Annotated in this window: 12 protein-coding genes; 7 read left to right on the forward strand and 5 right to left on the reverse strand. The window is 70.4% G+C overall.

Going from position 1 to position 13,265, the window contains the following annotated elements; translation table 11 throughout:
* Positions 1-158: 158 nt before the first annotated feature.
* The gene (locus BWI15_RS36255; RefSeq protein ID WP_077018976.1) at positions 159-1,088 is read left to right on the forward strand and encodes a proline dehydrogenase family protein; all 930 of its coding nucleotides are present in this window, start codon (positions 159-161) and stop codon (positions 1,086-1,088) included.
* A gap of 140 nt (positions 1,089-1,228) precedes the next feature.
* Positions 1,229-2,176, forward strand: coding sequence for an alpha/beta hydrolase (locus BWI15_RS36260; RefSeq protein WP_077018977.1), 948 nt, complete (start codon positions 1,229-1,231; stop codon positions 2,174-2,176).
* A gap of 244 nt (positions 2,177-2,420) precedes the next feature.
* Here the strand turns inward: BWI15_RS36260 and BWI15_RS36265 are convergent, their stop codons facing one another.
* Entirely contained in the window at positions 2,421-2,783 is a 363-nt protein-coding gene (locus BWI15_RS36265) for a hypothetical protein (RefSeq protein ID WP_077018978.1), read from the reverse strand.
* Between the two features lie 60 nt (positions 2,784-2,843).
* On the opposite strand from BWI15_RS36265, the gene proC reads away from it, so the two are divergent.
* From proC to BWI15_RS36290, 5 genes are all read left to right on the forward strand, one after another.
* Positions 2,844-3,653, forward strand: coding sequence for a pyrroline-5-carboxylate reductase (gene proC / locus BWI15_RS36270; RefSeq protein ID WP_077018979.1), 810 nt, complete (start codon positions 2,844-2,846; stop codon positions 3,651-3,653).
* A 109-nt stretch (positions 3,654-3,762) separates the two neighbouring features.
* The gene (locus tag BWI15_RS36275) at positions 3,763-4,335 is read left to right on the forward strand and encodes a hypothetical protein (RefSeq protein WP_237771610.1); all 573 of its coding nucleotides are present in this window, start codon (positions 3,763-3,765) and stop codon (positions 4,333-4,335) included.
* A gap of 70 nt (positions 4,336-4,405) precedes the next feature.
* On the forward strand, positions 4,406-5,143 hold the full coding sequence (locus BWI15_RS36280; RefSeq protein WP_077018981.1) for a beta-phosphoglucomutase family hydrolase: 738 nt from the start codon (positions 4,406-4,408) through the stop codon (positions 5,141-5,143).
* Entirely contained in the window at positions 5,143-7,545 is a 2,403-nt protein-coding gene (locus BWI15_RS36285) for a glycoside hydrolase family 65 protein (protein WP_077018982.1), read from the forward strand. Before BWI15_RS36280 ends, BWI15_RS36285 begins: the two co-directional genes overlap by 1 nt.
* Before the next feature lie 21 nt (positions 7,546-7,566).
* Complete coding sequence (locus BWI15_RS36290) at positions 7,567-8,469, forward strand: TIGR03560 family F420-dependent LLM class oxidoreductase (protein ID WP_077018983.1); 903 nt, start codon at positions 7,567-7,569, stop codon at positions 8,467-8,469.
* Here the strand turns inward: BWI15_RS36290 and BWI15_RS36295 are convergent.
* The 4 genes from BWI15_RS36295 to BWI15_RS36310 form a co-directional block, all read right to left on the reverse strand.
* On the reverse strand, positions 8,459-9,217 hold the full coding sequence (locus BWI15_RS36295; protein ID WP_077018984.1) for an endonuclease/exonuclease/phosphatase family protein: 759 nt from the start codon (positions 9,215-9,217) through the stop codon (positions 8,459-8,461). The two genes, BWI15_RS36290 and BWI15_RS36295, sit on opposite strands and share 11 nt — an antisense overlap.
* 49 nt (positions 9,218-9,266) lie before the next feature.
* The gene (gene trpS / locus BWI15_RS36300) at positions 9,267-10,247 is read right to left on the reverse strand and encodes a tryptophan--tRNA ligase (RefSeq protein WP_077018985.1); all 981 of its coding nucleotides are present in this window, start codon (positions 10,245-10,247) and stop codon (positions 9,267-9,269) included.
* A gap of 165 nt (positions 10,248-10,412) precedes the next feature.
* Positions 10,413-12,536: a S9 family peptidase gene (locus tag BWI15_RS36305; protein ID WP_077018986.1), complete on the reverse strand. Its 2,124-nt coding sequence runs from the start codon at positions 12,534-12,536 to the stop codon at positions 10,413-10,415.
* Between the two features lie 49 nt (positions 12,537-12,585).
* Positions 12,586-13,251, reverse strand: coding sequence for a DUF4097 family beta strand repeat-containing protein (locus tag BWI15_RS36310; protein ID WP_077018987.1), 666 nt, complete (start codon positions 13,249-13,251; stop codon positions 12,586-12,588).
* Positions 13,252-13,265 lie beyond the last annotated feature (14 nt).

Below are 13,265 nucleotides of genomic sequence, written 5' to 3' on the forward strand. Positions count from 1 at the left end.
AGCCGCTTGTCCGCCGCCCGGTCGTCCGCCAAGCTGAGGGCGGACCACTCGATTCACTGGTGTGGTCCTGGCCACAGGATTAGGGACGGTCCGGTCCAGGCGCGTAGCCTGCTGACACCCCTGGCATTTGGGGCTGGGGGCGATGAGGAGGAACACGAGTGCTTCGGCGAGTCCTGCTGGGCGTGTCCCGCAGTCCCCAGATCAAGAAGGCTGTCTCGTCGATGCCGGTCTCGAGCGGCATCGTCGCCCGGTTCGTCGCCGGTGAGACCGCGCCCGAGGCCGTCCTGGCCACCGAGAAGCTGGTCAGCAACGGCTTGAACGTGACGCTGGACCACCTCGGTGAGGACACCACCGACCTGGCCGCGGCGACCGCCACCGCCGACGCGTACGTGGAGTTGCTCAAGCAGCTGTCCGAGGCCGGCCTGACCCAGCACGCCGAGGTGTCGGTCAAGCTGTCGGCCGTCGGCCAGGCGCTGCCCGGCGACGGCGAGAAGATCGCCCTGGAGAACGCGCGCACCATCTGCCTGGCCGCCCGCAACGCCGGCACCACGGTCACCCTCGACATGGAGGACCACACCACCACCGACTCGACGCTGAGCATCCTGCGCGAGCTGCGGCAGGACTTCCCCGAGACCGGCGCGGTCCTGCAGGCCTACCTGCGCCGCACCGAGGGCGACTGCGTCGACCTGGCCCACGCCGGCTCACGGGTGCGGCTGTGCAAGGGTGCCTACAAGGAGCCCGAGTCGGTCGCGTTCCAGAACAAGCAGGCCGTCGACAAGGCCTACGTCCGGGCGATGAAGATCCTGATGAACGGCGACGGCTACCCGATGATCGCGTCGCACGACCCGCGCCTGATCGCGATCGCCGGCTCGCTGGCCGACCGCGCCAACCGCTCCCGCGACAGCTACGAGTACCAGATGCTGTACGGCATCCGCCCCGACGAGCAGCTCCGCCTCGCCCGCGAGGGCAACACCGTCCGCGTCTACATCCCGTACGGCGAGGACTGGTACGGCTACCTGGTCCGCCGCCTGGCCGAGCGCCCGGCGAACCTGCAGTTCTTCGCACGGTCCCTGATCAGCAAGAAGTGAGGCGTCTCCCCGACGCTGCTCCAGTACGGCGGCGCCGGGGAGTACGCGCCTGACCCACCGGTGTCGACTGGAGGGGCAGGATCCTTCCCCGGCAGGAATCTGCTCTGGTAGGGCCTCGAACGGCGACGAATGCTGAGGACATGAAGACCTCAGTTTCCTTCCCCAGCGACGGCCTCACGTTGGCCGGCCACCTCTACACCCCCGACGACGCCTCGCAGAGCGCTCCGCGTCCCGCGATCGTCGTCGGTCACCCGATGACCGGCGTCAAGGAGCAGACCGCCGGCCTGTACGCCGAACGGCTCGCCCGCCAGGGATTCGTGACGCTGGCGTTCGACTCCGCACACTGGGGCGAGAGCGAGGGTGAGCCGCGGTTCCTCGAGAATCCCGCCCGCCGCGTCGAGGACCTGAAGAACGCCGTCACCTTCCTCAGCGGCCGGCCCGAGGTCGACCCCGACCGCATCGGCGGCCTCGGCATCTGTGCCGCCGGCGGCTACATCGTCCCGGCCGCCGCGACCGACCACCGGATCAAAGCGGTCGCCACGGTCAGCGCCGCCGAGGAAGGCAGCTGGTTCCGCGACGGCCTCGCCCACTCCCAGGCCCCCGAAGTCCTGCAGGACCTGCTCGACCAGTCGGCCGAGGCCAGGACCGCGGAAGCGCGCGGCGAGCAGGTACGCCGGATGCCGATCCACCCCGAGACCCCGCCGGACCGCGGCGCGGTGAAGAAGAGCCTCACCCGGCACATCTACGACGGCTGGGAGTACTACCGCACCGACCGCGCGTACCACCCGCACACCGAGAACTGGTTCGCGCTGCGCAGCCTCGACCTGCTCGCGCTCTTCGACGGCTTCCGGTTCGCCCATTTGATCGCGCCCAGGCCGCTGCTGATGATCGCCGGCACCGAGGCGGTCAGCGACTACTTCAGCGTCGAGGCGATCGAACGCGCCGCCGAGCCGAAGGAATTGTTCTGGATCGAGGGCGCCGGCCACGTCGACCTCTACGACAAGGACGAGTACGTCTCGCCCGCGGTCGAAAAGCTCGTCGAGTTCTTCGGCGCGCACCTGAGCCGGACGTCCGCGGCGGCCGCCTGATCACCACCCGACGGTCGCGGGCCTGGACCCGGTGCCGGCCCGCGACCCGATCCGGCACGGCCGAACCAGGTGGAACGTAATGATCACGGCCGTTCCCGCTTCCGCGGATCCGCAGCTCGCCGAGCTGATCGACGATGCTTACGTCCGCACGTACGGGAGCCTCGCGAGCAGCGCGACGGGCGACCGCATGCGTCAGGCGACCCTTTGCGTTGACCTCCGCTAGTCCGCCCAACCGGCGTGAGCGTCATCGCATCTGGACGGGAATTTCCACGCCCTCCGCAGCGAACGGTTCCGTCAGCACTCGGTACTGTTCCTCCGACGCCTGGTGGCGTTTGAGGACAGCACGCGTGGCGATGGAGACCGTGCTTTTGACCCGGGACGGCAGCCCTGGGCGGAATGCCTCGAGTTCATCGGCTCGTGGCCGAAGCATCGACCGGAGCGCGTTGTCGAGCGCGGACTGCTCCGACGCGGACGCCTTCACCGCGCGGCTCGCATCACGTCCACCGCTGCGCCACCTCGCCAGCGCCTCGTCGACCACTCGGCCCAGGGCATCCGGTGGCAACTGCGTGGCGGACCGGAGGAACTCGGCAGTCGCGGACTCGAGCATGGTGGTGTCTCCCAGTTGTGGCGGTGGTGGCGACTGAAGGCTACTGAGTAGCCTGACCACATGAGTGCGAACGGTCAGGTGGCCATTCTCGGTGCTGGTGTGATGGGCGAGACGTTGTTGTCCGGGCTGCTCCGGGCCGGCCGGCGACCGGGGGAGTTGCTGATCACCGAGCGGCGCGAGGAGCGGGCCGACGAGCTGCGGGAGCGGTACGGCGTCGACGTGGTGACCAACGTCGAAGCAGCGGCCAAGGCCGACACGCTGGTGCTGGTGGTGAAGCCGCAGGACATGCCTGATCTGCTCGCCGAGATCGCCCCGGCGGTGCGGGCGGACCAGACCGTCGTCTCGCTGGCGGCCGGCATCACGACCGGATTCATCGAGTCGAGGCTGCCCGAGGGGGTCGCGGTCGTCCGCGTGATGCCGAACACCCCGGCGCTGGTCGACGAGGGCATGGCCGCGATCTCCCGCGGTGCGCACTGCGACGAGAGCCATCTCGTGCTCGCCGAAGGGTTGCTGGCCGCGACCGGCAAGGTCGTGCGGGTGCCGGAGAAGCAGCAGGACGCGGTGACGGCGATCAGCGGGTCCGGGCCGGCGTACATCTTCTTCGTGGTCGAATCGATGATCGAGGCAGGCGTGCACATGGGCCTTCCGCGCGGTACGGCGACCGAGCTGGTCGTGCAGACCGTGGTCGGGTCGGCGAAGCTGCTGCGGGAGACCGGCGAGCACCCGACCGTGCTGCGTGAACGGGTCACCTCACCGGGCGGTACGACGGCCGCCGCGGTCCGCGAGCTGGAGGACCACAAGGTCCGGGCCGCGTTTCTGTCCGCGATCGAGGCGGCCCGCAACCGCTCGCGCGACCTCGCGGCGGAGTAACGCTCCCGCCGGAGCGAACCCAGCGAGTAACACCGCACCCCCGCTCGCCGTTACTGTTGTCGTCGCGGTTTCCCGCCACTCCAAGGATGAGACGACTATGGTCCCGCCCATGAACGACCACTCGGTGGACCCGGCTGCCACGGCTCCGGTCGCGGACCGGCCGGTCGCGCTGCCCGCGCTGCCGTGGCGGGTACCCCTGGACCCGGCGCCCTGGTGGGCGTGGGCGCTGTTCGTGCTGCCGTTCGTCGCCGTCCCGCTGCTCAACTCCTGGCTGTGGATGGGCGCCCGCGACTTCCTCGCCGTCGGCCTGTTCACGCTGATCGGCGCGTCGGTGGTCCGGGTCGCGGGCGGCGTCGTGCTCTACAAGGTCGAGATCACCCAGACCGCGCTGAAGGCCCGGACCAGCCTGCTCGTCCGCAGTCTCGCCTGGCAGGACGTCGACCGGATCGAGGTCGCCGAGGGCTCGGTCGTGCTCGGCTCCGGCCCCGACGAGAACGAGATCAACGGCATCAGCAAGGACCGCACCGCCGAGGTCGCGAGCGTGATCGAGGCCGCCCGGGAGGCCGCCGACGGTCGCGCGGTCCGGCGTTCGCGGCCGCGTCCGGGCATCGGCGTTCCGCTGGTCCTGCTCTACCTGGTTCTCGCGGTCGGCGCGTTCCTGATCCGCTGGCACATCATCTGACCTCCCGGATCCGTTCGGCTCCTCCGGCTACGCTCGACACCACCGGATGAAGCGATCGGGAAGGTGCACGATGCTGGGACTGCCCGCGCAGGTGACGGTCTGCCTGTTCGACCTCGACGGGGTGCTGACCGACACCGCCGCCGTGCACGCCGCGGCCTGGAAGGAGATGTTCGACGCCTTCCTCCGGGAGCGCGACGGCGCCTCGTTCACGCCGTTCAGCCAGCACGACTACGAGCAGTACGTCGACGGCAAGCCGCGCGTCGACGGGGTCCGGGACTTCCTCGCCTCGCGCGCGATCACGCTGCCCGAGGGGGCGCCGGACGATCCACCGGCCGCCGCCACGGTGAACGGCCTCGGCAACCACAAGAACGACGCGGTCCAGCGCCGGATCCGCACCGACGGCGTGCGCGTGTTCGAGGGGTCCCGCCGCTACCTCCAGGCCGCCCAGCAGGCCGGACTGCGCCGCGCCGTGGTCTCCTCGAGCGCGAACACCGCCGAGGTCCTCGACGTCACCGGCCTCGCCCAGTACATCGAACTACGCGTCGACGGACTCTCCATCCGCAGCGAGCATCTGCGCGGCAAACCCGCGCCGGACACGTTCCTCGCCGCGGCCCGCGCGCTCGGCGTCGACCCGTCCCAGGCGGTGGTCTTCGAGGACGCGCTGGCCGGAGTGGAAGCGGGCCGGGCCGGCCACTTCGGATACGTCGTCGGGGTCGACCGCGTCGGCCAGGCCGATGCCCTGCGCAAGCACGGTGCCGACATCGTCGTACAGGACCTGGCCGAGCTGCTGGACGGAGACCAGAAGTGATGAAAGAGCGTGCCGCCGAGCACCCCGTCGAGCCCTGGCAGCTGCGCGAGACCGGGCTGGACATCGACCGCCTGGCCCAGTCGGAATCGCTGTTCTCCTTGTCCAACGGGCACATCGGCCTGCGCGGCAACCTGGACGAGGGCGAGCCGTACGCGATCCCCGGCACCTACCTGAACTCCTTCTACGAACGCCGTCCGCTTCCGTACGCCGAAGCCGGCTACGGCTATCCCGAATCCGGCCAGACGCTGGTCGACGTCACCAACGGCAAGCTGATCCGCCTGCTGGTCGACGACTCGCCGTTCGACGTCCGGTACGGCGACCTGCACAGCCACGAGCGGGTGCTCGACTTCAAGACCGGGATCCTGCGGCGCGACGTCGACTGGACCTCACCGGCCGGCAAGCGGATCAAGGTCCGGTCGCGCCGGATGGTGTCGCTGACCCAGCGCGCGATCGTCGCGATCGAGTACGTCGTGGAGGCGATCGACCAGCCGGTCCGGATCGTGGTCCAGTCCGAGCTGGTGGCGAACGAGTCGCAGCCGCGGCTGTCGGACGACCCCCGCGTCGCGGCGGCGCTGGAGAACCCGCTCGAGCCGGTCTCGCAGCACGGTGACGCCGAGGACGTCGTCCTGGTGCACCGCACGCGCAAGAGCGAGCAGTTGATGGCCGCCGGGATGTGCCACGAGGTGGACACGGCGACGCGCTACAAGGTCGACGTGGACATCCGCGAGGACTGGGCCCGCAACACGGTGATCTGCGAGCTGCAGCCGGGGGAGACGCTGCGGGTCGTGAAGTACGTCGCCTACGGCTGGTCCAGCCTGCGCTCGGAGACGGCGATCGCCGACCAGGTCGCGGCCGCGCTGGCCGGCGCGCAGTTCTCGGGATGGGACGGGCTGGTCCAGCAGCAGAAGGAGTTCCTGGACGACTTCTGGGACGCCGCCGACGTCGAGGTGGAGGGCCACGCCGAGCTGCAGCAGGCGGTCCGGTTCGCGCTGTTCCACGTGCTGCAGGCCGGCGCCCGGGCCGAGCGGCGGGCGATCCCGTCCAAGGGCCTGACCGGTGCGGGCTACGACGGGCACACGTTCTGGGACACCGAGGGCTTCGTGCTGCCGGCGCTCACCTACACGATTCCGGACGCCGCCGCCGATGCGCTGCGCTGGCGGCATTCGATCCTGGAGCAGGCCAAGGAGCGCGCCGGCGTACTCGGTCTGAAGGGTGCCGCGTTCCCGTGGCGGACGATCCGCGGTCAGGAGTGCTCGGGGTACTGGCCGGCCGGGACCGCGGCGTTCCACATCAACGCCGACATCGCCGAGGCGGTCACCCGGTACTACTGCGCGACCCTGGACGACCAGTTCATGACCGACGTCGGGCTCGAGCTGCTGGTCGAGACCGCGCGGCTGTGGCTGTCGCTCGGCCACCACGACCGCGACGGCCGCTGGCACCTACCCGGCGTGACCGGCCCGGACGAGTACAGCGCCGTTGCCGACGACAACGTTTTCACCAACCTGATGGCGGCCCGGAACCTGCGCGCCGCGGCGAAGTACGCGGCCAAGTACCCGGCCACCGCCCGCGACCTGAAGGTGGACGCCGAGGAGGAGGCCGCCTGGCGGGACGCGGCCGCCGCGGTCTACGTCCCGTACGACGAGAAGCTCGGTGTGCACCCGCAGTCCGAGGGCTTCACCGGGTACGCCGACTGGGACTTCGAGGCCTACCGCGGCAAGTATCCGCTGATGCTGCACGCACCGTACTTCGAGCTGTACCGCAAGCAGGTGGTCAAGCAGGCCGACCTGATGCTCGCGACGTACTGGTGCGGCGACGCCTTCACCGCCGAGGAGAAGGCCCGCAACTTCGACTACTACGAGCGGATCACGGTCCGAGACTCGTCGCTGTCGGCGTGTGTGCAGGCGGTCGCGGCGGCCGAGGTCGGGCATCTCGACCTGGCCTACGACTACGCCTACGAGGCCGCGCTGATCGACCTGCTCGACCTGCACCACAACAGCGGGGACGGCCTGCACATGGCGTCGCTGGCCGGTGCCTGGATGGCGCTGGTCGCGGGCTTCGGCGGGATGCGGGAGAAGGACGGCCGGCTGAGCTTCGACCCGGCGCTGCCGGACGGTCTGGCCGGGTTGGTCTTTCGGGTGCGCTGGCGCGGTGTCCGGCTGCGGGTGGAGGTGCGGCACCACGAGGTCGTCTACGCCGTGCACGACGGGCCGCACGCGGAGATCACCTTCCTGCACGCCGGGGAGGAGGTCCGGGTGACCGACGAGGAGCCGGTGACCCGGCCGCTGAAGAAGCGCACGCCGTTGATGCCACCGCCGCCCCAGCCGGCCGGTCGCGAGCCGATGTCGGCCGTTGGCAAGCACCCCCGCGCCAGCCGGGAGAAGCACCTCGCCGGCGAGCTGTAGGTCAGGCATAGGGTCGGTGTCATGGACTTTTCTTTGTGGCCGGCCGCGTCGCGGACCTGGACGGAGATTCTCGAGGGCGCCGAGTACGCCGAACGGACCGGATGGCACGGCGTCTGGATCGCCGACCACTTCATGCAGAACGGGGACGACCTGTCCGTCCCGGTGAACGAGGCGCTCGCGCTGCTCGCCGGCCTGGCGGCGCGGACCGAGCGGGTCCGGATCGGGTCGATGGTACTCGGCAACACCTACCGCCACCCGGCTGTGGTGGCGAACTGGGCCGCGACGATGGACCAGCTGAGCGGCGGCCGGTTCGTGCTCGGTCTCGGTGCGGGCTGGCAGGTCAACGAGCACGAGGTGTACGGCATCGAGCTGCCGCCGGTGAAGGAGCTCCTGGCCCGCTTCGAGGAGGCCTGCCAGGTCGTCCGCGGTCTGCTCGCCGAGCAGCGGTTCACCTTCGACGGCACGTACTACCAGCTCACCGGTGCCCCACTCGAGCCCAAGCCCGCCGATCTCCCGATCCTGATCGGCGCGGCCGGTGAGAAAGTGGCCCTGCGGATCGTCGCCCGGTACGCCGACGAGTGGAACCACTGGGGTCTGCCCGAGGTCGCCCGGCACAAGGGCGAGGTGTTCAGGTCCCACTGCGAGGCGATCGGCCGCGACCCGTCCGAGGTCCGTCGCTCGACCCAGGCGATGATCGAGATCATCACCCCCGGCGACACCGAAGCCGAAGCCCGCCGGGACAAGCTCGTCGCCGCGGGCCGTCCCACCGTGATGGGCACCGCGGACCACGTGCTCGACACCCTCGCGCAGTACTCCGAGGCCGGCATCGACGAGCTGCTGATCCCCGACGCCTTCCTCGGCGCGGGCAACCAGCGCTTCGAGACTCTGGAACGCCTGCGCGAAGAGGTCCTCGTCAAGCTCTGAGTCGCAGCGTGGCGACGACCGGCCAGTGGTCGCTCGGGAGACGTCCGCCCGGCCGGTGACGCGACACCGCGGCCTCCACCACCTGCAGCCCCGTGCCGACCAGGATGTGGTCGATGCGCTCGTCGGCCTCGCCGGTGAAGTCGTGGAAGGTGCCGCCCTCCCCGGGCGGCACCGCGTCCGTCCAGCCCGCGTCGGTGAGCACCTTCAGCGGCGGCGAACCAGGTTCGGCGTTGAGGTCGCCCATCAGGATCCACGATCGGTCCGGTTCGGCCGACGCCCACGCGTCGAGCAGGCGCGACGACTCCAGCCGCGCGACCTCACCCTGGTGGTCGTAGTGCGTGTTGAGTACGCCGACCCGCTGCCCACCCGCCGAGCGCAGCCGGACCAGCGTCGCGATCCGGGTCAGATCAGCGTCCCAGCCGACCGATCCCGGCGTGTCCGGCGCGGCCGACAGCCAGCGGGTTTCGTGCGACTCGATCGACCAGTCGCCCGGCCGCACCATCACCACCGAGTGCTCGCCGCCCGCGACGCCGTCGTCCCGCCCGGCTCCGACGATCTGCCACCCGTCGAACCGCTCCCGCAGATACTCCAGCTGGTCCGGCAGCACTTCCTGCAGCCCGACCACATCGGCCGCCAGTTCGACGATCGCCGCGACGGCCGCGTCGCGCCGTACCGGCCAGGAGTCGTTCCCGTCCGGCGCCGAGGAGTTCCGGAGGTTGAACGTCGCCACCCGCAGCTGCGCACTCACTCCTCGATCCTGCCAAACCTGGGACGACTCCCGGCCGCCACCCCTGTCTTCAAGCCATCGCCGTGGCCCGGCTGGGATTCAGCCCCATCGCGGTGGTTGCCGCGAGCAACAATGGCGCGCTCGCCTCGATCGCCCGGTCCCGGCCGGCGGCCAGCAGCGCGTCGACCGTCGCGGGATCCGATGCCAGTACGGCGTACTCGCGCTGCAGCGGCTCGATCACGCTCAGCACGGCGTCGGCCACGTCGGTCTTCAGCTCGCCGTAGCTTTGGTAGCCCTTGGCAAGCTCTTCCGGATCGCCGTCGACGCAGGCGGCGAGGATCTCCAGCAGGTTCGTCACCCCCGGCTTGCGGTCGGGGTCGTGGCGCACCACGTTCTCGGAGTCGGTTTTCGCCTTCATCACCTGCCGGCGGATCACGTCCGGCGGGTCGAGCAGCCGGATCGTGCCGATCGCGTCGTCGACGTCGGACTTGCTCATCTTCGCCGTCGGCGTCTGCAGGTCCTTGATCCGGGTCGCGTACGCCGCCTTCGCCAGCTCCGGCACGACGAACGTCTCGCCGTACTCGCGGTTGAACCGGATCGCGACGTCCCGGGCCAGCTCGACGTGCTGGTCCTGGTCGTCACCGACCGGCACCCGGTCCGTGCCGTAGAGCAGGATGTCGGCGGCCATCAGGCACGGATAGGTGAACAAGGACACCCGCGTCATCGGTTTGTCCTTGCCTTTCTCCTTGTACTGGATCATCCGGGACAGCTCCCCGACGTACGAGGTGCACTCGAGCAGGTAGCCGAGCTGGACGTGCGCCGGGACCTCCGACTGGATGAAGACCGTGCCGGGCGGTGATCCCGCCGCGAGCATCAGCGTCGCCGTCTCCCGGGTCAGCTCCGCGAGCCGGCGGGGTACGTGCCGCATCGTCATCGCGTGCAGGTTCGCGACGAAGTAGAAGCCGTTTGGATCCGTGAACCGCCGCAGCGCGCCCAGGTGGTTGCCGAGCGTCAGCCGGCCGGTCGGCATGATTCCCGATACCGAAGTCATCTGTGTTCGTCCTCTTCTGTGGGGTGGAGACGCCACCCCGTCCGAGGGCAAACAAAAAGGCCGCCTCGGCGAGGCGGCCTCTGGATGCGTGTGAACGCTGGGGGTCCGCCGTCAGGCGGCCCACCACTGCTGCAAGGTCAGCTTGTTCACAGGCATCAGCATAGATCAGGAGAACATCTCGGCCAACAGTTCCGGGCCGATGACGATCGGCTCGGGACGGTAGCCGGGCGGCTGCTCACCCTTCACCTCGCGGACCAGGAAGTCCCAGCAGCGTCCGCGGACGTAGGCCAGACAGTCGATGAAGGTGTGCTCGGCGCCGGGCACGAGCAGCAGCTCGAAGTCCTTGTTGGCGGCGACCAGCCGGTCGGCCAGTCGCAGCGTGTGGTCCGGGTGGACCTGGTCGTCGAGCTCGCCGTGGCCGAGCAGCAGCTTGCCCACCAGCCGGTCCGCGAGGTCGACGTTGGAGGTCCGGGCCCACGTCGCGGGGTCGCCGGCGCCGTCGTAGGCCTCCACGAAGCCCGGGTTGAAGTGACGGGCGTCGTGCGAGCCGGACAGCGCGACTCCGGCCTTGTAGACCTCGGGGAAGTCCAGCATCGCCCGCGCCGCGGCGAAGCCGCCGCCGGAGTGGCCGAAGACACCCACCCGGTCCAGATCCATCCACGGCCGGGTCTCGGCCAGTTGCCGCAGCGCGGCGACGTGGTCCTCCAGGTTGCCCGCGTCGGCCAACCGGCCGTACGAGGCGTCGTGGAACGACTTGCTGCGCCCCGGCGTGCCCCGCCCGTCCAGCGCGACCACGACGAACCCCAGCGCGGCGAGCGGTTCGGCGTCCAGGCCCATGCCGCCCGGGTCGAAGCACGGTGCGACCCGAGCGACCTGCGGACCGGGATAGACGTTGTCCACCACCGCGTACCGCTCGGCGGCGTCGAACCCGCGCGGCCGGTACAGCACGCCGTAGATGTCGGTCACGCCGTCGGCCGCCTTGACGCGGAAGCGTTCCGGCGCCGTCCAGCCGGTGGCGACGAGCTTGCTGATGTCGGCCCGCTCCAGCTCGACCAGCACCCGCCCGTCCCAGTCCCGCACGCTGGTCACCGGCGGGGTGTCGACGGTGGAGGCGGAGTCGATGAAGTACTGCTGGCTGGGCGAGACCGTGACGACGTGGTCCAGTTCGTCGTCGGTGAGCTTGGTGAAGCCGGTGCCGTCCAGGTTGACCCGGCAGACCGTACGCCGGTACGGATCCTCGTCGACCAGACCCGACGCCGTGAAGTACACGACCCGTGCGGCCTCGTCGACGCGCAGGATCTGCCGCACCGCCCACTGCCCGGAGGTGACCTGCCCGAGCAGCTCGCCGGTGTGCAGGTCGTACCGGTACAGGTGACCCCAGTCGTCCCGCTGGGAGTACCACAGCACCTCGTCGGCCAGCACCTGCACGATCGGCGGCTCGAAGACGAACTGGTTGGGCTCGACGCGGGTGTCACCGGTCTCGCTGAGCACTGTGGTGACCTCGCCCGTGGCCGGATCGAGCCGGTGCAGGGTGAGGGTGTGGAGATCGCGCGGCCGGTCGAGGTAGTAGACGGCCGAGCCGTCCGCGGCCCACCAGGCCCACTTGAGCGCGATCGGCGACAGGTTCGGCATCAGCAACGGCTCGGCCTGCGCCCGTACGACGGTGCCCTCGGCAACGTTCAGGACGACCAGCTCGGCGCGCGGCAGGTTCTCGTCCCCGGCGTAGGCGTACCGCTGGGTGTGCAGCACGGGAGCGCTGCCATCGGCGGGCCGGGCCTCGACGAGGTGGGTCTGCCGCACGGCACGCTCGTCGGTGCGATGGGCCAGCACCTTCTTCGAGTCGGGCGACCAGGCCACCGTCGGCGGCAGGTAGGGCAGGCCGATCTTGCGCAGCAGCGTGCCGTTGCCCGTCGCGGCCGGGCCGGTGCCGTACTGGTAGTCGGCCTCGCCGTCGGTGGTCAGCGCCCACTCGGTGCCGTCCGTCAACGAGCACGCCCACAGGTTGTGCCCTCGCTGGGAGACGGCGAACTTGTTGTCGGGTGACGGCACGTCCAGCGGATTGGCCGGCGGCGTGAACGCGGGCGGCTCGGTGAGCGGCTCGCTGGTGCCCCTCGCCGGGTCGACCATGACCATCCGGTGCGCGGTGCCGTCGTTCACGGCGTACCAGAAGCGGGCGCCGTCGTCGATCCACTGCGGCCGGACCCGGTCACCGACGACCAGCTCGCCAGGGCGGGCGGGACGGCGGAGGAGCTGCTCGGCGGCTTGGTAGTCCTGCGGGGTGGTGGTCATGACTGTGTCCTTTACCGGTGGCGGGTTGCGGTCGAGACGGCCTGACGGCTCAGAGGCTGCGAGCGGTGATGTCGCCCTGGGTCGTGGTCGCACGGATGGTCAGCTCCGGGCTGCTGTCGGCGTTCTTCAGCGTGTTGTTGATCCGGCCGACGGTGGTGCCGGCGTCGAGCGTCGCGGAGACTCCCGCGGCGGCGTCGACGGTGATGTTGCCGGCCTGGGTGGTCAGGGTGAGAGCGCCGCGGTGGGCCTCGGCGATGGTGATGTCGCCCTGGGCGGTGGTGATCTCGGCCGGGCCGTTGAGCCGGCCGATCGCGATGTCGCCGGCCTGCGTGGTGACCTGTACGCCGGTGGCTTCGTCGATCTTGGCCGGGCCGTGAGCGCCGTCGAGGGTGATGTCGCCGAAGCGTCCGACGGCGCGGAAGTCGGCGCTGGCGGCCTTCACCTGAACGGCGGAGCCGGCCGGCAGCTGGACGGTGATCTCGAGCGAGCCGCTGCTGCCGAGGATCTGGTTCTTGCCCTTGGCCTCGATGCGCAGGACGCCGTCGGCGTAGCTGACCGTGGTCTGCTCGGCGATCTTCACGTCGCGGCTCTTGCCGGCGTCGGCCGGCCGGACCTCGACGGTGGCGTCGGCGCGCTCGGCGGCGATGAGCTGCACGCGGCCGGCCGGGATGTCGACGACGGTGGTGATCGGGGCGGTGGTGGCGAAGGTCTGCACGGTGTGCTCCTGAG

The sequence above is a fragment of the Kribbella sp. ALI-6-A genome (assembly GCF_001984195.1).
Taxonomy (GTDB): Bacteria; Actinomycetota; Actinomycetes; order Propionibacteriales; family Kribbellaceae; genus Kribbella.

What these genes read in the sequence shown, in the direction of transcription:
- BWI15_RS36285 (WP_077018982.1), top strand. Translation starts at nt 5,143, where the DNA reads ATGAAAGAGCGTGCCGCCGAGCACCCCGTCGAGCCCTGGCAGCTGCGC.
- BWI15_RS36265 (WP_077018978.1), bottom strand. Translation starts at nt 2,783, where the DNA reads ATGCTCGAGTCCGCGACTGCCGAGTTCCTCCGGTCCGCCACGCAGTTG.
- BWI15_RS36275 (WP_237771610.1), top strand. Translation starts at nt 3,763, where the DNA reads ATGAACGACCACTCGGTGGACCCGGCTGCCACGGCTCCGGTCGCGGAC.
- trpS (WP_077018985.1), bottom strand. Translation starts at nt 10,247, where the DNA reads ATGACTTCGGTATCGGGAATCATGCCGACCGGCCGGCTGACGCTCGGC.
- proC (WP_077018979.1), top strand. Translation starts at nt 2,844, where the DNA reads ATGAGTGCGAACGGTCAGGTGGCCATTCTCGGTGCTGGTGTGATGGGC.
- BWI15_RS36290 (WP_077018983.1), top strand. Translation starts at nt 7,567, where the DNA reads ATGGACTTTTCTTTGTGGCCGGCCGCGTCGCGGACCTGGACGGAGATT.
- BWI15_RS36280 (WP_077018981.1), top strand. Translation starts at nt 4,406, where the DNA reads ATGCTGGGACTGCCCGCGCAGGTGACGGTCTGCCTGTTCGACCTCGAC.
- BWI15_RS36305 (WP_077018986.1), bottom strand. Translation starts at nt 12,536, where the DNA reads ATGACCACCACCCCGCAGGACTACCAAGCCGCCGAGCAGCTCCTCCGC.
- BWI15_RS36260 (WP_077018977.1), top strand. Translation starts at nt 1,229, where the DNA reads ATGAAGACCTCAGTTTCCTTCCCCAGCGACGGCCTCACGTTGGCCGGC.